This window comes from Streptomyces sp. NPDC023481 (assembly GCF_055560195.1).
Window position 1 is genome coordinate 397,354 of sequence record NZ_JBVHJE010000003.1, and the last position, 17,477, is coordinate 414,830.

Annotated in this window: 15 protein-coding genes; 6 read left to right on the forward strand and 9 right to left on the reverse strand. The window is 72.9% G+C overall.

What is annotated here, in order from left to right; all coding sequences use genetic code 11:
* Positions 1-140 precede the first annotated feature (140 nt).
* The gene (locus tag ACZ3ZD_RS09310) at positions 141-566 is read left to right on the forward strand and encodes an ATP-binding protein (protein ID WP_467395141.1); all 426 of its coding nucleotides are present in this window, start codon (positions 141-143) and stop codon (positions 564-566) included.
* Here the strand turns inward: ACZ3ZD_RS09310 and ACZ3ZD_RS09315 are convergent.
* Both ACZ3ZD_RS09315 and ACZ3ZD_RS09320 read right to left on the reverse strand, forming a co-directional pair.
* Positions 506-1,600 (reverse strand): PP2C family protein-serine/threonine phosphatase, encoded by a 1,095-nt coding sequence (locus ACZ3ZD_RS09315; RefSeq protein ID WP_467395330.1) that lies wholly within the window; start codon positions 1,598-1,600, stop codon positions 506-508. The two genes, ACZ3ZD_RS09310 and ACZ3ZD_RS09315, sit on opposite strands and share 61 nt — an antisense overlap.
* A gap of 281 nt (positions 1,601-1,881) precedes the next feature.
* Positions 1,882-2,640, reverse strand: a complete 759-nt coding sequence (locus ACZ3ZD_RS09320; protein WP_467395142.1) for an IclR family transcriptional regulator — start codon at positions 2,638-2,640, stop codon at positions 1,882-1,884.
* Positions 2,641-2,917: 277 nt separating this feature from the next.
* Here ACZ3ZD_RS09320 and ACZ3ZD_RS09325 point away from each other — a divergent pair, with 277 nt between their 5' ends.
* The 3 genes from ACZ3ZD_RS09325 to ACZ3ZD_RS09335 are packed head-to-tail and all read left to right on the forward strand — an operon-like array spanning position 2,918 to position 6,146.
* On the forward strand, positions 2,918-3,298 hold the full coding sequence (locus ACZ3ZD_RS09325) for a DoxX family protein (protein WP_467395143.1): 381 nt from the start codon (positions 2,918-2,920) through the stop codon (positions 3,296-3,298).
* Positions 3,295-3,783 carry a peroxiredoxin gene (locus ACZ3ZD_RS09330; RefSeq protein ID WP_467395144.1) on the forward strand — a complete coding sequence of 163 codons (489 nt, stop codon included), beginning with the start codon at positions 3,295-3,297 and terminating at the stop codon, positions 3,781-3,783. Before ACZ3ZD_RS09325 ends, ACZ3ZD_RS09330 begins: the two co-directional genes overlap by 4 nt.
* 32 nt (positions 3,784-3,815) lie before the next feature.
* Positions 3,816-6,146, forward strand: a complete 2,331-nt coding sequence (locus ACZ3ZD_RS09335; protein WP_467395145.1) for an ATP-binding SpoIIE family protein phosphatase — start codon at positions 3,816-3,818, stop codon at positions 6,144-6,146.
* Between the two features lie 45 nt (positions 6,147-6,191).
* Here ACZ3ZD_RS09335 and ACZ3ZD_RS09340 read toward each other — a convergent pair whose 3' ends face one another.
* The 4 genes from ACZ3ZD_RS09340 to ACZ3ZD_RS09355 form a co-directional block, all read right to left on the reverse strand.
* Positions 6,192-6,803 (reverse strand): DNA polymerase ligase N-terminal domain-containing protein, encoded by a 612-nt coding sequence (locus tag ACZ3ZD_RS09340; RefSeq protein WP_467395146.1) that lies wholly within the window; start codon positions 6,801-6,803, stop codon positions 6,192-6,194.
* 127 nt (positions 6,804-6,930) lie between these two features.
* Positions 6,931-7,962: an LLM class flavin-dependent oxidoreductase gene (locus ACZ3ZD_RS09345; protein WP_467395147.1), complete on the reverse strand. Its 1,032-nt coding sequence runs from the start codon at positions 7,960-7,962 to the stop codon at positions 6,931-6,933.
* Between the two features lie 67 nt (positions 7,963-8,029).
* Positions 8,030-9,532, reverse strand: coding sequence for a metallophosphoesterase family protein (locus ACZ3ZD_RS09350; RefSeq protein ID WP_467395148.1), 1,503 nt, complete (start codon positions 9,530-9,532; stop codon positions 8,030-8,032).
* A 112-nt stretch (positions 9,533-9,644) separates the two neighbouring features.
* On the reverse strand, positions 9,645-10,460 hold the full coding sequence (locus ACZ3ZD_RS09355; protein ID WP_467395149.1) for an SAM-dependent methyltransferase: 816 nt from the start codon (positions 10,458-10,460) through the stop codon (positions 9,645-9,647).
* 291 nt (positions 10,461-10,751) lie between these two features.
* Here ACZ3ZD_RS09355 and ACZ3ZD_RS09360 point away from each other — a divergent pair, with 291 nt between their 5' ends.
* Positions 10,752-13,151, forward strand: a complete 2,400-nt coding sequence (locus ACZ3ZD_RS09360; RefSeq protein ID WP_467395150.1) for a M4 family metallopeptidase — start codon at positions 10,752-10,754, stop codon at positions 13,149-13,151.
* Positions 13,152-13,209: 58 nt separating this feature from the next.
* On the opposite strand, the gene ACZ3ZD_RS09365 is transcribed toward ACZ3ZD_RS09360, so the two are convergent.
* From ACZ3ZD_RS09365 to ACZ3ZD_RS09375, 3 genes are all read right to left on the reverse strand, one after another.
* Positions 13,210-14,409: a glycoside hydrolase family 64 protein gene (locus tag ACZ3ZD_RS09365; RefSeq protein WP_467395151.1), complete on the reverse strand. Its 1,200-nt coding sequence runs from the start codon at positions 14,407-14,409 to the stop codon at positions 13,210-13,212.
* A gap of 185 nt (positions 14,410-14,594) precedes the next feature.
* The gene (locus ACZ3ZD_RS09370; RefSeq protein WP_467395152.1) at positions 14,595-15,350 is read right to left on the reverse strand and encodes a dienelactone hydrolase family protein; all 756 of its coding nucleotides are present in this window, start codon (positions 15,348-15,350) and stop codon (positions 14,595-14,597) included.
* Positions 15,351-15,501: 151 nt separating this feature from the next.
* On the reverse strand, positions 15,502-16,770 hold the full coding sequence (locus ACZ3ZD_RS09375) for an MFS transporter (protein ID WP_467395153.1): 1,269 nt from the start codon (positions 16,768-16,770) through the stop codon (positions 15,502-15,504).
* Between the two features lie 45 nt (positions 16,771-16,815).
* Between ACZ3ZD_RS09375 and ACZ3ZD_RS09380 the strand changes: the two genes are divergently transcribed.
* Positions 16,816-17,427: a TetR/AcrR family transcriptional regulator gene (locus tag ACZ3ZD_RS09380; protein ID WP_467395154.1), complete on the forward strand. Its 612-nt coding sequence runs from the start codon at positions 16,816-16,818 to the stop codon at positions 17,425-17,427.
* Positions 17,428-17,477: the final 50 nt, after the last annotated feature.

The window sequence follows — 17,477 nt, forward strand, 5'->3', positions numbered from 1 at the left end:
TGCGGCGCGAGGACCGGTGCGTTCGGTAATGCCGACCACCGTTCATTGACCTGCCGGATTTGTCTCCATAGCGTGCATGGGAGCCCGGAAGACGCCGGCCACGGCGCCCGACCGGGCGGCACACACCATCGGGAGTGAACATGGCGGCACAGCTGAACACGCTGCTCCGGGCGGCATGCGAACACGTGTGTCCGGTGCCGCCCGTCGCCGGCGCGGTCTCAGCCGTACGCCGACGCGCGGCGGCGGTCCTCGCGGACTGGAGCGTGTGTTCCGAGATCGTCGAGGACGCGCTGCTCGTCGTGTCCGAGCTGGCGACCAACGCCGTCATCCACGCCCGGCCCCCGGCCGAGCTGCGGCTGTCATGGATGCGCGGCACCGGGGACCGTACTCTGCGCGTCGAGGTCACCGACGCGGGACCCGCGCGTCTGGCGGGGCAGCCGCTCGGCGGGATCGACCCGGACGAGCACGGCCGGGGTGAGGAGATCGTGCGCGCCCTGGCGACGCACTACGGCATACGGGTCCACGCGGGCGGGGTCACGCGCTGGGCGGAGCTGGTCGCCGGCTGAGGCGAACCCGTGCCGGCCCGCGGCGCCGCCGCCCGGGCCACGGACGGCTCCGACGGCCCCGAGACCGGGACCGGCTCGTGCTCGGTCTCCTTGCGGAGCAGCAGCAGGGCGGCGTCGTCGTGCAGCCGTCCGCCGACGTGCGCCAGCAGCTCGTCGTGGAGCGCGGTGAGCGTGCGGGCCGGGTCGTCGCCGACGTGCCGGGCCACGCCGTCGGCCAGCGGATAGAACGCACGCGCGTGATCGCGGGCCTCGGTGACCCCGTCGGTGTAGAGCAGCAGCTGCTCGCCCACCGCGAACGGCAGCCGCTGCAGCCGGGGCGACTGGCCCGACAGCGCGCGCAGACCGAGGGGCGGGGTGGGGCGGTCGGCCTCCAGCGCCGCGACCTCCCCGGACGCCGATATCAGCAGCGGGGGCGCGTGCCCGCAGTTGACCACCTCCAGATCTCCGGATTCGGGGCAGCCGGCGACCACGGCGGTGACGAAGTCGTCCGGGCCGAGGTTGCGCGCCAGGCTCCGCTCGATCCGGTCGACGACCGCCAGCAGGTCGGGCTCGTCGTGGGCGGCCTCGCGGAACACCCCGAGCACGAGCGCGGCGGTCCCCACGGCGGGCAGCCCCTTGCCGCGCACGTCGCCGACGATCAGCCGGATGCCGTACGGGGTGGGCACCAGGGCGTACAGGTCCCCGCCGATCCGGGCCTCGGCCGCCGCGGCGCTGTAGCGGACGGCCACCCGGAACGGGCCGACGGTCTCCGGCACGGGCTGGAGCAGGGCCTGCTGGGCGGCCTCGGCGACCGAGCGGACCGCCGCCAGGAGCCGCTCCCGCCGGCCCCGCAGCACACCGGCCAGGCCGCTCGCCGCGGTGACGGCCAGCAGGGCGCACAGTACGGCCGTCAGGTCCGCCACGGAGGCGCCGTGCGCCACGCCGAGCACCGTGCCGGTCGCCACGGCGACGAGACCGGCGCCCAGCACACCGCGCGGCCCGTTGGTGGTGGCCGCCAGCGCCGGTCCGGCGGCCAGCAGCGGCAGCCAGGCCATCCCGGCCCCGCCGGCGACGTCGACCAGGACGACGACGGCGACGACCAGGACCGGCGCGCGCGTGCGCGCCCGCCGCCAGCCGCCCGGGGGCGCGCGTGCGGACCGATCCCCAGGCCGTGGCCGCACGGTTCCTGGACAGCCGCGTCGGTGTGTGGTCGCCACCATGGTGTCGGGGCTGGCTCATGTGTCGTCCGCAGTCCTCGCCGGTAGGGGGTGCACAGCCGAAATGTCTGTTTCATCCAGCAAACGGGCTGGGTGGGGCTGCGGCAAGGAGCGGATTTTCAGATAGTGAACGACAGTCCCCGGGTCACCCGGCTCGCGATCGGGAGCAGCCGGGTCCGGATCTCCTGGAGGCGGTGTCGCCGCTCCACCGGCAGCGAGACGCCGAGCGAGCCGATGACGCCGCCGCGGTAGACCGGGACGGCGACGCACACGGTGCCGACCGCGTACTCCTCCAGGTCCGTGACGGCCGGTGCCAGCGGGGACGACCGGATCCGGCGCAGCAGCTCCGGCACGCTGGTGATCGTCCGGGGGGTGAGGTCGGCGAGGTGGTGCCGGGAGAGGTAGTCCCGGCGGGCCTCCTCGTCCATCTCGCGCAGCACGGCCTTGCCCAGCGCGGTGGCGTGCCCGGCGTCCTCGAACCCGACCCACAGATCCACCCGGGGCGTACGCGGGCCGTCGACGATCTCGGCCACCCTGATCTCGCCGTCCTCGTAGAACGTGAGGTAGGCGGCGGTGGACAGCTCGTCCCGCAGGGCGGCCAGCGTGGGACGCACACGGCCGAGCAGCGTCTGCGTACGCCCCGCCGAGTGCAGTGAGTTCAGCCGGTCGCCGAGGATGAAGCCGCCGTCGTCCAGTTTCCGCACGTACCCGTCGTGCACCAGGGTGCGCAGCAGGTGGTAGGTGGTGGCCAGGGGCAGCCCCGTCTCGCGTGCCAGCTGTTTCGCCGGCGCGCCGCTCTCGTGCGCGCTCACCGCCTCCAGCAGCCGGAACGCCCGCTGCACGGAGCCGATGAGGGTGGGGCCGTCCTGACCACCCATGGCACCAGGCTGCCCCGGGCCCCCTGGCACCGGCAAGACCTGGACCGTCCCGCCGCCCGCGTCCGGCAACGGCGACCGGGGCTCCACCTCCTTCGGGGGCGTACGGCCGTAGCGGCGAGCGGGTGCGAACGGCTGTGGCCGCGAGCGGTGTGCACGGCCGTGGTCGCGAGCGGGTGTGCACGGCCGTGGTCGCGCGCTGCCAACCGTCCGAGGCGGGCGGCCCCGTGGAGGTCTACCGTCCAGTAATATCCGGCGGCAGGCCACCAGAGGAGGAACCGTGCCCCGGTCCGAACGCTCACCCCTGCTGCTAGCCGGTCTGCTGGCAGCCGCCGGGGTCGCCCACTTCGCCGCCCCACGGCAGTTCGACGCCACCATCCCCCGCGCGCTGCCGGGCTCGCCCAGGGCGTGGACGTACGGCAGCGGGGTCGTCGAGCTGGCCCTGGCGGCCGGGATCGCGGCGCCCGCGACCCGCGCCACGGCCGCGAGGGCGGCGGCCGCGTTCTTCGTCGGCGTCTTCCCGGCGAACGTCCAGATGGCCGTCGACTGGCGCCACCGCCCGGCACCGCTGAAGACCGCGGCCCTCGCCCGGCTGCCCCTCCAGCTGCCCCTGGTGCTGTGGGCGCGCGCGGTGGCCCGCCGCGGGGAGGGAGGGTCGTGACCGAGCGCCTCGCAGTCGGAGACAAGGCCGAGGACTTCGCCCTGCCCGACGAGACCGGCGCCACCCGCCGGCTCACCGAACTGCTGGCCGAGGGCCCCGTCGTCCTTTTCTTCTACCCCGCCGCCCTCACCCCCGGCTGCACCGCCGAGGCTTGCCACTTCCGCGACCTCGCCGCCGAGTTCGCCGCCGTCGGCGCCCGCCCGGTCGGGATCAGCGGGGACCCCGTCGACAAGCAGCAGGAGTTCGCCGGCCGGCACGGCCTCGGCATGCCGTTGCTCTCCGACACCGACGGCACCGTCCGCGAGCGGTTCGGCGTCAGACGCGGTTTCTCCCTCGCCCCGACCCGGCGCGTCACCTTCGTGATCGCCGAGGACCGCACCGTCCTGGAGGTCGTCCGCAGCGAACTGCGCATGAACACCCACGCCGACCGGGCCCTCGCCGCCCTGCGCGCCCACCACCACCGAGGCGGCCCGCCCCGCGCTTGAGGAGCCGGGACAATCGGAACATCCTGGGGGCTATGAGGGATGTCGCCGCGGTGGCGGTCATCGACGCGCACGGCACGGTGACCGGATGGAGTGAGGGCGCACGGCTGCTCACCGGTCACCCGGCCGGTGAGGTCGTGGGCCGGCCGGTGGCAGACCTGCTGACCGCGGACGTCCCGGGCGGCCTCCTCTCCGCCGGCGCCGGACCGGTCGCCGTGCGCCACCGCGACGGCCACCGGATCGAGGTGCCCCTCACCGTCTGCCCGCTCACCGGCGCCGACGGACAGCCCGCCGGTTACGTGGTCACGGCCGGACCCGGCGGCGCGGCCCTGGCCGCCCAGGCCTTCCAGCAGGCGTCCACCGCCATGTCGGTCTTCGACCTCCGCCAGCGCTACCTGCGCGTGAACGCCGCCGCCTGCCGGGTCATGGGCGTCCCCGAGGAGACGCTGCTCGGCCGGCCCTGCGCCGACACCGTCCGGAACGCCGAGTACAGCCAGGGTTTCCTGGCCCATCTGCGCCAGGTCGCCGAGACCGGCCGGCCCGTCCGCTACGAGGCCTTCACCGGCGCCCCCGCCCCGAACCGGGAACACGCGTGGAGCATCGAGATGTGGCCGCTGCGCGACGACTCCGGCGCCCCCACCGCGGTCGCCCTCGCCGCCTTCGACAGCAGCGAGCAGTACTGGGCCCGGCGTCGCCTCGCCCTGCTGAACGAGGCCGCGACCGGCATCGGCACCACCCTCGACGTGGTGCGCACCGCCGAGGAACTGATCGGCATCCTCGTCCCCCAGTACGCCGACTTCGCCAGTGTCGACCTGCTCGACTGGGTGCTCGGCGCCAACGAGCCGCCGATGATCCCGGAGGGCGGGGTCGAGCTGCGCCGCGTCGCCCACGGCTCCACCCGCCCCGGCAACCCCGGCGCGGCCCTCCACCTCGGCGAGACCGACGTCTACCGGCCGACCTCCCCGCCCGCCCGGGCGCTGCACGAGGCCCGCGCGGTGCTCAGCCAGGCCGGCGACCCCGAGTTCGTGCAGTGGCTCCAGGAGCGCAACGCCCGCTCGCCGCAGGGCCGCCCCTTCCGGCAGGGCGCCCACTCCATGATCGCGGTGCCGTTGCGGGCCCGCGGCACCACCCTGGGCGTCGCGGTCTGCGTCCGCATGGCCCACGCGGAGGACTACGGCCCCGACGACGCCGTCTTCGCCGAGGAACTCGCCAGCCGCGCCGCCGTCTGCATCGACAACGCCCGCCGCTTCACCCGGGAACGCTCCACCGCCCTCGCCCTCCAGCACAGCCTCCTCCCGCGCGGCCTGCCCGGACAGGCCGCGGTCGAGGTGGCCCACCGCTATCTGCCGTGCGGATCGGTGGCCGGCATCGGCGGCGACTGGTTCGACGTCATCCCGCTCTCCGGCGGCCGGGTCGGCCTGGTCGTGGGCGACGTGGTGGGCCACGGCATCCAGTCCTCGGCCACCATGGGCCGGCTCCGCACGGCGGTCCGCACCCTCGCCGACGTCGACCTGGCCCCCGACGAACTCCTCACCCATCTCGACGACCTGGTCACCCACCTCGCCGCCGACGACAGTGGCGAGGAGGTCGCCGAACTCGGCGCGACCTGCCTGTACGCCGTCTACGACCCCGTCTCCCGCCGCTTCTGCGCGGCCGCCGCCGGCCACCCGGCCCCCGCCCTCATCCTGCCCGGCGAGGCCGCCGAGTTCGTCCCGATGACCGCGGGGCCGCCGCTCGGGGTGGGCGGACTGCCGTTCGAGGCGATCGACCGGGAACTGCCCGAGGGCTCGGTCATCGCCCTCTACACCGACGGCCTGATCGAGGACCGCGACCGGGACCTGGACGGCACCACGGAGGAGCTGCGCCGCGCCCTCACCGCACCCGCCGCCTCCCTCGAAGCCCTCGCCGACGACGTCCTGAAGGCCGTCCTGCCCGACCAGCCCGGCGACGACGTCGCCCTCCTCCTCGTCCGCACCCGAGTCCTCGGCGACGACCGGGTCGCCACCTGGGACGTCCCGCCGGACCCCGCCCAGGTCGCGGTGTTCCGGCAGGCCGCCACCGGTCAACTGGCCGACTGGGGGCTGGCGGAGGCCGCCTTCGTCACCGAACTCGTCGTCAGCGAACTCGTCACCAACGCCATCCGCTACGGCGAGCCGCCCATCCAGCTACGCCTGATCCGCGACCGAGCCCTCATCTGCGAGGTCTCCGACGGCAGCGCCACCTCCCCGCACCTGCGCCGGGCGCACGCCTACGACGAGGGCGGCCGGGGCCTGCTGCTCGTCGCCCAGCTCACCCAGCGCTGGGGCAGCCGGCACACGGTCGTCGGCAAGACCATCTGGGCCGAACAGCCCCTGCCCGAGGGCTGACCCGCCCGTGCCGGAGGGGTGAACAGCCCGGTGGGGGAGGGCTGGTCAGCCCTGGTCGGCCTGGGCGGCGACCTGGGCCAGCGTGCGCCCGGTCCGCACCGAGCGGGCCCGCCGCGGATCCGGGGTGCCGTGCCCGTCCGCGCGCGCCGGGCCCTTGCGCACCAGCAGCCAGGCCACCTCGCCGTCCGAGCCGTCCCGGAAGCGGGTGAGGGCGTACTCGCCGTGCAGCTTGCTCCCGTGCAGCCGGAAGGTGGCGTGCCCGCGCTCCAGGGACTGAGCGAAGTCCACCGGGCGGCCCCGGCGGTCGTGGCTGAGCGGTTCGTACGTCCCGTGGTCCCACACGATCACGGTGCCGCCGCCGTACTCGCCCTTCGGGATGACCCCCTCGAAGTCCTCGTACTCCAGCGGATGGTCCTCGGTCGGCACCGCCAGCCGCTTGTCCCCCGGGTCGGTGGACGGACCCCTGGGTACGGACCAGGACTTCAGGACGTCGCCGACCTGGAGCCGGAAGTCGAAGTGCATCCGCCGCGCGTCGTGGATCTGCACCACGAACCGGGGCTCCTCGCCCCGCCTCCGGGCCGCCCGCCCCGACGGCTCCCGTGTCCGCTCGAAGTCGCGCTTGCCGCGGTACGTCCCCAGCCGGTCCTCCGCTGCCACCTGCGGCCCCTTTCCGTACGCGCCCTCCGCGCGCCCGGGTACCCCGTGCCCGGCCGTTCAGCCCGCGCAGCGTGACCGGCGGCGGTCGCAGGTACGGCGTCGGTCCCCGGAGGGTGGTAGGTGACGGTCAGGTGGCCGTCGGCCGCCATCCCAGCGCGGGGCCCAGCTTCGTCGCCATGTCCGTCAGGATCTGGACGTAGTCCTCGTGGGCGAAGGTGAACGGCAGCGCGAACGCCACCTCGTCGACCTCACGGAAGGCGGCGTGCGCGTGGAGGCGTTCGGCGATCTCCTCGGAGGTGCCTACCAGGTCCGGGGCGAACAGCATCCGGGCCGGCCCCTGCGGGGCCGCCGTGCGGGGCAGGCGCTCGGCCGCGTACGCCTCGTATCGGGCGCGCTGCTCCGGGCTCGCCGAGTCGGTGGGGATCACCACCAGCCCCTGGGAGACGCGGGCCGCCTCGCCGTCGGGGTGGTGGGCCCGGAACGCGCGGATGTGGGACCGCTGGATCTCGGCGAAGTCCAGCGGCCCCTCGCCGTCCCCGGCCTTGACGACGCTGCTGGTCAGGAAGTTCATGCCGTGCTCGCCGGCCCAGCGGGCCGAGCCGAGGCTGCCGCCGCCGTACCACAGCCGCCGGCCGAGCCCGGGGGAGTGCGGCTGGACGACGTCGCTGAACACCTCGAAGCCCTCCACCCCGCTGAAGTCGGTGGCGGGCTTGCCGCGGACCAGGTCCAGCAGCCGCCGCACCCGCTCGTACCCGAACTCCTCCGCGTCCGCGGTGTCCGGGTAGAGGGCGTCCTTGACCTGCGCGTAGTGCATCGGCGGGCCCACGCTGACTCCCGGGTTCAGGCGGCCGCCGGACAGGATGTCGACCGTCGCCAGGTCCTCGGCGAGCCGCAGCGGGTTCTCCCAGCCGAGCGGGATCACCGCCGTGCCCAGACCGATCCGCCGGGTGCGCTGCGAGGCGGCGGCCAGCACGGCGACCGGGGACGAGATGCCGTACTGCAAGTGCCGGTGGCGGACCCAGGCGCTGTCGAAGCCCAGCCGCTCGCCCAGCTCGATGAGCTCCAGCGTGGACTCGTGGCCCCGGCCCGGGTCCGCCGCGTCGAACAGGCCGATGGTGAGGAAACCCAGCTTGCGCAGCGGGCGGGGCGTGGACGGCACGGGCTCCTCCAGCGGTCGGGCGTCGGCTCCGCCCCGATTCTCGCAGGCGAGTGTGACAACCGTGTGATCAGTTCAGCGGGATGACGACCTCGTCCTCGACCGGCGGTTCGAGTTCCTGCGCGCGGTTGCCGGTCGCGGCGAAACAGCGCAGCCGGACCGCGTCCGGGCTGACGTCCAGCCGCAGGAAGCACTTGAAGAACGGCGGGCTGTAGGTGGCGGACGACGGCGAGAACAACTGGGTGTATATCTTCCGCACCGGCAGCCGGAACCGGGTGCGGTGGTCCGGGCGGCGGCCGGCCCCGAGGAGGCCCGCGACCAGGCGGACCCGGCGGGTGACCCGGGTGCCGGGGTCGGGCGCGCGGGCGGGCTCGATGCCGAGGCGTTCGGCGATCACGGCCGTCGCCTCCGCCTCCGTCAGGGTGAAGAAGCGGCGCAGCCGGAGCCGGCGGCCGTAGAGCCGGCTGTAGAAGGCGAGCGAGTCGCCGCGCAGGGGATAGCAGCGGAACTCCCGCTCGGTGACACCGCCGACCGACACCCGCGGGATGGTGTGCGTGGCGTGCATGAAGGCGCCGCCGCCGCCCGCGACGACGTACTGGAGGGTGCGGCCGTCGACGTCGACCGGGTAGCGCTGGTAGTTGTGGATGTCGCCGCCGATCGCGGCCACGTAGTGGTGCTCGGGGGCCCGGACGATGCCGTCCACCGTGCCGCCGCCCTCGATGGGGCAGGGGTGGTGTTCGCCGTCGACGTACAACGGGGACCCGGTGATGAGGATCTTGGGCCGGGGCCCCTTCGAGACCTCCCGCAGCCAGGCGCCCTGTTCGGCGTCGATCGTGCCCAGCAGACCGGTGTCGATCCCGACGATCCGCACCGAGCCCGCGTCGATCGCCCAGTACGGGCCCGGCTGTTCGGCCTGCTGGCCCGGCGCCGACCGCAACGTCCGCTCCTGTGCGAGGCGTTGACCGTCGGCGGGGCGCGGCCGGTGCCACAGCAGGGACCGCCACCAGGCGCGGGTGAGCGGACGGGGCCGGGGCTCGGGGTCGAGCGGCGGGGTGTCGGCGCAGAAGACGCGCATGAAGGCGCCGAGGCCCTCGTACCAGTCGTGGTTGCCCGGAACGGCGTAGATCGGCGCGGGATAGTCCTGGTAGGGGCGGAAGAACTTGCTGCCGTAGTCGTCGGCGGCGCCGACGGGATAGATGACGTCGCTGGCGATCACCGCGAACTCGGTGCCCCGGCTCTCCTTCAGCAGTCCCGGCACGACGGCGTACTGGGGATCGTCCCCCTCACCGGTGTCCCCCAGGACCATGAAGGAGAACCGCTCCGGTACCTCCCGCCGGATCACCTTGTCGGCGGGCACGCCCGCCGCCGCGCGCCGGGCCACCCAGCGGCTGCGGGTACGGCCGGTCGGGTCCCCGAACCAGGACGCCAGCACGCCGTTGCGGGCGGCCCACAAAATCCGGGGGTTCAGCCACGACAGCTTCTCGACGTGGCCGGGCATCAGCCGCCTGTAGGAACCGGGTTCGGCCGCGCCCCAGCCGGCGCCCTGTGCGGTTTCGCGTGAGGAGTCAGACACGCGGTGCACGCTAACAACGCGCCGGTCGGGCGGGGGGCACCGGGGGTCCCTGCCAACGCCCGCGTCACTCCGGCCCCTTGCCGTACCAGAGGACGCACGTGTCCCCCCGCGGTTACGGCTTCCTCGCCACGCCCCCGTGCTCGGCGACGGTCTCCGGGGCGGCCGGACCGGGCTCCGGGCGCCACCGGGTGACCGGCACCACCCCGGGTTCGACGAGCTCCAGGCCGTCGAAGAACGAGGTGATCTCCTCGACCGTGCGCAGGTTGTAGGGGACGGCGCCGCTGTTGTTGTAGGCCTCCTGGGCCTGTTCGAAGACCGGGTCGACGCCGAGCGACCCGTCGTTGAGCAGGAGGTGACTGCCCGACGGCAGCGCGCCCATGAGCCGGTCCACGAGGGAGCGGGCCCGGGCGTGGTCGGCGACATGGCCGAGGATGTTGCTCAGGATGAGCGCGGTGGGCCGGGTGAGGTCCAGCGTCTCGGCGGCGGCGGTGAGGATCCGGTCCGGGTCCGTCACATCCGCGTCGATGTAGGCCGTCGCGCCCTCGGCGGAGGAGCACAGCAGGGCCCGGGCGTGGGCGAGGACCATCGGGTCGTTGTCGACGTACACGATCCGCGCCTCGGGGGCGAGCCGCTGGGCCACCTCGTGGGTGTTGTCGGCGGTCGGCAGGCCGGTGCCGACGTCCAGGAACTGCCGGATGCCCACCTGGGAGACGAGGTACCCGATGCCCCGGCGCAGGAAGGCACGACTGCCCCGGGCGATGGCGACGATGCCGGGGAAGACGGCGGTGTAGGCGTCGCCCGCCCGCTCGTCCACCGGGTAGTTGTCCTTGCCGCCGAGCCAGTAGTTCCAGATGCGGGCCGAGTGCGGCACCGACGTGTCGATCGTGTGGAGAGCGGCCCGCTCGGGCGTCGTGGCCGGATCGGTCATGAGTCGTGTCCCCTTCTCAGCCAGGGCGTGAGGTCGTCAGCCGCGGCCCAACCTACGCCGAACCGCCGCGCGCCGCCCCCTCGTTCGGTTCCTCGAACCGATAGGGAAAACCCTCGAATGACCACCCACAAGGTGACATGGCATCGTCAATGCTGTCATTCTCGCCGCACGCTGATCCACCCCACCGGTGCACGGATCAGGGTCCCGCACAGCTCAGCTCGCCCGGGCAGCAGACCTCTCTGCCCGTCTGTCACCGGCCGCCGGACGGCGGCCGCAGCAGGAGGAGTACGAGTGAGACCCCACAGACCCCTTCCCCGCAAGCGGGCCACGGTCGGAGCCGCCCTGGTCTCCACCGCGGCGTTCCTCGCCGTCGGCCTGCAGGCCGTCCCGGCGACCGCCACCCCGGCCGCCGCCCACCCCGGCCCGCTGCGCGCCGGCGGCCTGACGGCCGCACTCAGCCCCGCCCAGCACCAGGCACTGATGGAGAGCGCCCGGCAGCACACCGCCACGACCGCCCGCAGCCTCGGCCTCGGCGCGCAGGAGAAGCTGGTCGTCAAGGACGTCGTCAAGGACAACGACGGCACGCTGCACACCCGGTACGAGCGCACCTACGCCGGGCTGCCCGTCCTCGGCGGCGACCTCGTCGTGCACACCCCGCCCGCCTCGCTGGCCAAGGGGACGGTGAGCACCACCTTCAACAACAGGCACACTATCAAGGTGCGTTCCACCACCCCGACCGTCAGCAGGGCCGCCGCCACGACCGCGGCCCTGAGGACCGCCAAGTCCCTGCGTGCCGACAAGCCCTCCGCCGACAGCGCCCGCAAGGTGATCTGGGCCGGCAACGGCACCCCGAAGCTCGCCTGGGAGACGGTCGTCGGAGGCTTCCAGGACGACGGCACGCCCAGCGCGCTGCACGTCGTCACCGACGCCACCACGGGCAAGGAGCTGTACCGGTACCAGGCGATCGACACCGGCGTCGGCAAGACCAGGTACAGCGGACAGGTCACGCTGACGACGACCCAGTCGGGCTCGACGTACACGCTCACCGACGGGGCGCGCGGCGGCCACAAGACGTACAACCTGAACCACGGCACTTCCGGCACCGGCACGCTGTTCTCCCAGACCAACGACACCTGGGGCGACGGCACCAACTCCAACGCCGCCACCGCGGGCGCCGACGCGCACTACGGGGCGCAGGAGACCTGGGACTTCTACAAGAACACCTTCGGCCGCAGCGGCATCAAGAACGACGGCGTGGGCGCGTACTCCCGGGTCCACTACGGCAACGCGTACGTGAACGCGTTCTGGGACGACAGCTGCTTCTGCATGACCTACGGCGACGGCTCCGGCAACAACGACCCGCTGACCTCGCTGGACGTGGCCGGCCACGAGATGAGCCACGGCGTCACCTCCAACACCGCGGGCCTGGAGTACTCCGGTGAGTCCGGCGGCCTGAACGAGGCCACCTCCGACATCTTCGGCACCGGCGTGGAGTTCTACGCCAACAACGCCAGCGACCCCGGTGACTACCTCATCGGCGAGAAGATCGACATCAACGGCGACGGCACCCCGCTGCGCTACATGGACAAGCCCAGCAAGGACGGCGGCTCGGCCGACAGCTGGTACTCCGGCGTGGGCGGCCTGGACGTGCACTACTCCTCGGGCCCGGCGAACCACATGTTCTACCTGCTCTCCGAGGGCAGCGGCACCAAGGTCATCAACGGTGTGACGTACAACAGCCCGACCTCCGACGGCGTGGCCGTCACCGGCATCGGCCGCGACGCCGCGCTGAAGATCTGGTACAAGGCGCTGACGTCGTACATGACGTCCAGCACCGACTACGCCGGAGCCCGCACCGCCGCCCTCAACGCAGCCGCCGCGCTGTACGGCACCAACTCCACGCAGTACGCGGGCGTGGGCAACGCCTTCGCCGGCATCAACGTCGGCAGCCACATCAACCCGCCGAGCAGCGGGGTGACGGTCACCAACCCGGGCAACCAGTCCGCCACCGTCGGCACCGCCGTGAGCCTGCAGATCCAGGCGAGCAGCACCAACAGCGGCGCGCTGACCTACAGCGCCTCCGGTCTGCCGGCCGGGCTGTCGATCAACAGCTCCACCGGCCTGATCACCGGCACGCCCACCGCGGCGGGCACCTCCAGCACCACCGTCACGGTGACCGACTCCACCGGCGCCACCGGCACCGCCACCTTCACCTGGACGGTCAGCGCGACCGGCGGCGGCTGCACCTCCGCACAGCTGCTGAGCAACCCCGGCTTCGAGTCCGGCACCACCGGCTGGACCGCGACCAGCGGCGTCATCACCACCGACAGCGGTGAGGCGGCCCACGGCGGCTCGTACAAGGCCTGGCTGGACGGGTACGGCTCCTCGCACACCGACACCGTGTCCCAGTCGGTGACGATCCCCGCGGGCTGCAAGGCGACCCTGACCTTCTACCTGCACATCGACACCGCCGAGACCGCCGCCACCCAGTACGACAAGCTGACGGTGACCGCCGGTTCGAAGACCCTCGCCACCTACTCGAACCTCAACGCGGCCTCCGGCTACAGCCAGAAGACCTTCGACCTGTCCTCGCTGGCGGGCTCGACGGTCACGCTGAAGTTCAACGGCGTGGAGGACTCCTCGCTGCAGACCAGCTTCGTCGTGGACGACACCGCCCTGACGACCGGCTGAGCACCCCGCACCGCCGCGGTCCCGCACCCCGTACCCCGGGGTGCGGGACCGCGCCGTGTCAGCTGAGCGGATCCAGCGTCAGATACGCCTGTTGCGGGCTGCCGTCGTGCACCAGCGACTCCTGGTTGCCGACGTCGTCGAAGGCGAACGCGTACGCCTTGCCGTCGGCCATCTGCGCGTGGATCTTGCGTGCGTACTGGTTGGTCACCGCGTCCTGGTAGAAGTTCGCCGTCGTGGTGTCCGGCTGGTTGGGGTTCACCAGCAGGGTCGACCGGTTGAAACCGGCGCACAGCGTACGGGAGATGGGCCCGCGCACCTGGTCGTTGGGCGCGTCCAGCAGCTTGTGGCAGCCGAAGATGCTGGACGCGTCGGGCTTCTGGAAGCTGGTGACGACCGCGCCGGAGGAGTTGGTGAAGTTCATGACGTTCCCGGAGACACGGCCGTAGTACTTCGTGTTCGGCTGGTCCGCGAACGGCGTGACGGTCAGCGTCGAGGTCGTGTACTTCTGCCAGACCCGGTTCACGTAGTCGTCCATCGCGTTCGCCGGCAGCGCGCCGGTCTCCACGCCGTACAGCGGGGACAGCGCGCGCAGCACGGTGCCGTCGGAGCCGGTCTGGATCAGACCCGCCCACCCGCCCGGCTGTCCGCGCAGCGCGTTGAAGAAGCCGGTCCAGCCACCGGACTTCAGGTGCCCGGTGCTGCTCACACTGCCGTCGGCCCGCTGCACGCCGACCGCGTAGGGCGCCGAGAACATGTCCACCTGTGTGCTGTTGAGCCACAGGCCGGAGTCGTTGAGTGTGTACTCCGACCAGTTGAACAGGATGTTCCGGTTGGGGTCGGAGGGATTCTGCACGGCCGGCTGGACCAGCCCGCCGGTGGTCAGTCTGAAGTCCAGTTTCCGGCCGTAGGAGAAGTAGATCCGGCCGGAGAACTTGGGGATGCGGATCGTCTTGGACTGGCCGGCGGCCGGCCCGGGTATCGCCGCGTCCGGCGCGGGCGTCGGCGGGTTCCCACCGGCCGGCCAGGCGTGGAAGCCACCGTTCGCGTCGGCCCAGCCCTGCTGTCCCGAGGACAGCTGGGTGCCGAGGTCGTAGACGTAGACGGGTTCGGAACGGCCCGAGTTGTTGGTGATCTTCAGGGGGATGGTGTCGGGGACGGCGGCACCGGCGGGGCCCGGCGCGCCGAGGGCGAGCAGCCCGCCGACCAGCGCCGTGGCGGCGGTCAGGGGCAGCGCGCGGCGGGTGAGCGTGTGAGGCACTCTCCACCTCCGTGGGGGGTCGGGGCGGCACGGAGTTGGTCCGTACCTGCTTGAGAGCGCTCTCAGGTTGATACGGGGACCAGTTCATGTCAATGACATGGACAGGAAATGTCACGGACACGAAGGGGCGGGCGGGGGAGCGGTGGGCCCGGCGACCCCTGCGGGAGCGGACGCCGGGCCCGGTGTCAGAAGGTGCGCGCGAGCAGGTCGAGCAGCGCGGCCCAGTGCCGCTCGGTGGCCTCCGGGTGGTACGCGGGGGTGTCCGCCTGGGTGTAGCCGTGCGCGGCACCGCGGTAGACCTCGCAGGTGTGCCGTACGCCCGCGGAGGTCAGGGCCTCCTCGAAGCGCTCGATCTGCTCCGGGGGCAGCGACGGGTCCTCGTCGGCGTGCCCGAAGTACAGCTCCGCGGTGATGTTCCGGGCCTCCAGGTGCGGGCTGTCCACGTCGTCGGTGGCCAGTCGCCCGCCGTGGAACCCGGCCACCGCCGCGACCCGGTCCGGGTGCGAGCCGGCGGTCCACAGCGCGAGCCGGGCGCCCATGCAGTAGCCGGTCAGCGCCACCGGGCCGTCGGACACGAGGGGGCTGTCGGCCAGCCACCGCAGATAGGCGTCCGCGTCCCGCTTGACCAGATCCGGGGTCAGGGCGCCCAGGATCGGGCCGAGCCGCTCCCAGATGGACGGGTCGGCGCCCGGGTCGATGAACTCGGGCAACTCCACGACCGGCGCCCGGCCCTCGCGGTAGAACACGTTCGGCACCAGCACCGTGTACCCGGCGCCGGCGAGCCGGTCCGCCATCGCACGCAGCTGCGGGCGCAGGCCGTACGCGTCCTGGTAGAAGAGGACCGCCGGACGGGGACGGCCGTCGGCCGGATGGACGAGGTAGGCGTCGGCCACGCCGTCCTCGGTGGGGATGTCGACGGCGGTCGCCTGGACGTCGGTCATCGTGAGAAGGCCCTCCCTCGGACATGCGCAACGAACGGCGAACGCCGCCCGGCGCCACGGGTAGGGCCATGCTGCCACGCCCCTCGCGAGTACCCGCACCCGGCGTCCCGACGGCTCACTCGAAACGATCGGTGACTCCGCGAACGACGGTTCACGGGTTGCCGCCCGGTTCCGCCGGTCCCGTCGAGCCACAGGGTGCCGGAGTGCCGTGGCCGGCGTGACGCATGCTGACCAGGCTCGCGGCGAGGAGCAGAGCGCCGCCGATGAAGAAGGGGGCACGGAGCCCGAAGGCGTCGGCTCCAAGGCCCGCGAGCACCGCGCCGAGCGTGATTCCGCCGCCGACGACCATCTGGTAGGCCATGCCGACGCGCCCCAGCAGGTGAGCGGGGACGAGTGCCTGGCGGAGGGAGACCGCGGTCACGTTCCATGCCAGGTTCGCCGCTCCGTACGCGGCGATGGACGCGGCCGCGACGAGGCCCGAGGAGGCCGCGCCGGCGACGACTGCGGTGCCTGCGGTGACCGCGGCGGTCAGCCGCAGGACCCGGGGGGTGCCGAAACGGGCGCACAGGCGGGGGGTCGCCATCGCCCCCGCTGTGCCGCCGATCGCGAAGGAGGCGACCAACAGGGCGAATCCGTAACCGGTCAGGCCCAGGGTCTGCCGGGCGTAGAGCACCAGGATGGCGATGAGACCCCCGCCCACGAAGTTGGTGATCCCGGACGTCAGGCAGAGACGACGGAGCACAGGCCGGCCCCAGAGCCAGCGCACCCCTTGACCGGTGTCGCCCAGCAGCCTCCTCCGGGGGTGCGGTGCGGCTCGCGGCCGTGGACGGAAGTCGCCGCTCAGCGTCAGGGCCAGTACGGCGGCGGCGGCGAACGACACCGCGTCCACGGCGAAGGGAAGCGCGGCCCCGACGCCGAAGAGCACAGCGCCCAGCGGGGTGCCGACGAGAGTGTCGGTCATGAGCGAACCGGACTGCAGACGGGCGTTGGCCCGTGTCAGTTCGGGGGAGGCGACCAGCGTCGGCACGATGCCCGACCATGCTCCGTTGTAGAGGGTCTGCCCGAGCCCGAGAAGGAAACCGACGCCGGCCAGCAGCAGCACCGTCAGCGCGCCGGCTGCCACCGCGACGGCGAGCGCCCCGACGGTCACGGCTCGGACGGCGTCGACGGCCCACAGGATGCGACGGCGGTCGAAGCGGTCCGCCACGGCGCCCGAGAGGAGGCCGAACAGGAGCAGGGGCAGTTGCTCGGCCACGTAGACGAAGGTGACCTGTCGAGGATCGGAGGTGAGCCGGGCCGCGAGCAGGGGCAGAGCGACGAAGCGCATTCCGTCGCCGAGGCTGGAGACGGTCACCGAGGTCCAGACGCGCTGGAAGTCCGGCCCGAGCTTCGTGCGGGTGACGCCTCTGGACAAAAACATGAACTAGACTCTGGTTCGGGTTTTGGGGAGGTGTCAAGGAGTTCGATGGCCGACATGCACGAGCCGCAGCAGCAACGCAGTCGGGAGAAGGTCGCCCGCATCCTCGATGTGACGGCTTCCCTGCTGGAGACGACCGCCTACGACGATCTGAGCACCAAGCTGATCGCGGCCGAGGCCGGAGTGTCGGTCGGCGTGCTGTACCGGTACTTCGCCGACAAGGAAGCGATCGTCGCCTCGCTGATGCGCGGCTGGCTTCAGGCGGATGTGCGGATCGCCGAACGCGTCACCGCCGAGCCGCTCCCCGAACGCTCGCAGGACCTGTTGGAAAAGCTGATCACCGCGTACGCCGACCGCTTCCGCGACGAGCCCGGCTACCGTCGCATCTGGTACCACGGCCCCCGCATCGCGTCACTGCGAGCCGTCACCCGGCAGACCGATCACGAGATCGCCGACCGGGTGCACCGCGCCCTCGTCCGGGGGTACGGGATGCCGGACACCGCCGCATCACGTCGACGGGGCCGCCTCGCCGTCGAGGTCGGCAGCACCCTCCTCGACCTCGCCTTCCGCGACGACCCCATGGGGGACGCGGAGATTCTGGCCGACGCGGCACTCATGATGGACCGGTACCTGTTCGCCCCGCCGACCGGCTCGGAGTGAGGCGGCTACTGCGACGACGGTCCGTCACCGCGGCCGGTGTCCCGTCTGTT

What these genes read in the sequence shown, in the direction of transcription:
- ACZ3ZD_RS09380 (WP_467395154.1), top strand. Translation starts at nt 16,816, where the DNA reads ATGGCCGACATGCACGAGCCGCAGCAGCAACGCAGTCGGGAGAAGGTC.
- ACZ3ZD_RS09315 (WP_467395330.1), bottom strand. Translation starts at nt 1,600, where the DNA reads ATGGCCTGGCTGCCGCTGCTGGCCGCCGGACCGGCGCTGGCGGCCACC.
- ACZ3ZD_RS09320 (WP_467395142.1), bottom strand. Translation starts at nt 2,640, where the DNA reads ATGGGTGGTCAGGACGGCCCCACCCTCATCGGCTCCGTGCAGCGGGCG.
- ACZ3ZD_RS09310 (WP_467395141.1), top strand. Translation starts at nt 141, where the DNA reads ATGGCGGCACAGCTGAACACGCTGCTCCGGGCGGCATGCGAACACGTG.
- ACZ3ZD_RS09375 (WP_467395153.1), bottom strand. Translation starts at nt 16,770, where the DNA reads ATGTTTTTGTCCAGAGGCGTCACCCGCACGAAGCTCGGGCCGGACTTC.
- ACZ3ZD_RS09335 (WP_467395145.1), top strand. Translation starts at nt 3,816, where the DNA reads ATGAGGGATGTCGCCGCGGTGGCGGTCATCGACGCGCACGGCACGGTG.
- ACZ3ZD_RS09370 (WP_467395152.1), bottom strand. Translation starts at nt 15,350, where the DNA reads ATGACCGACGTCCAGGCGACCGCCGTCGACATCCCCACCGAGGACGGC.
- ACZ3ZD_RS09355 (WP_467395149.1), bottom strand. Translation starts at nt 10,460, where the DNA reads ATGACCGATCCGGCCACGACGCCCGAGCGGGCCGCTCTCCACACGATC.